At 57.7% G+C, this 449-nt stretch carries 1 protein-coding gene; it reads left to right on the forward strand.

Annotated elements, in window-relative coordinates; translation table 11 throughout:
- Window positions 1–449: hypothetical protein (locus tag AC1DLB_RS32100; protein WP_477786549.1), on the forward strand; the 449-nt coding region annotated here is incomplete at both ends.

The raw sequence follows: 449 nt of genomic DNA on the forward strand, positions 1-449 counted from the left end.
AGACGGTGGCGGTGTTCTTCGCCGTTGCCGCGATTAAGTATTTCCTCGATTTCCTGGCCGCAGGTCGCCACCGGGACGCGATTTATTTCACCACTCTGATTTCGCTTTCGATCCTGCAAAAAGCCACCACCGGCCTGCCGGTGCTGGCGGTAATGGCACTGGTATTCCTGGTCCACGAAATCCAGCGCAATGGGGGCCTGCTCAAGGCCATCAGTGCACGCAACATCACGCTGGGCATTCTGCTGTTCGCACTGCCCATCGTGTTCGGGGTTGCCTGGACCCACTACACTGACGTGCTCAAGAACCAGAATGAATTCGGCAGCGCCCTGACGTCCAGCGCACTCTCGACATGGAACTGGGGTACTTTGCCTCAACGCTTTTCCAAGCTGTTGTATGGCGAGGTCATCTGGTCACGCATCGTCAAGGGCAACCTGTCGGGCGTCTTCGGT

This window comes from Pseudomonas sp. 05N434, assembly GCF_056396965.1.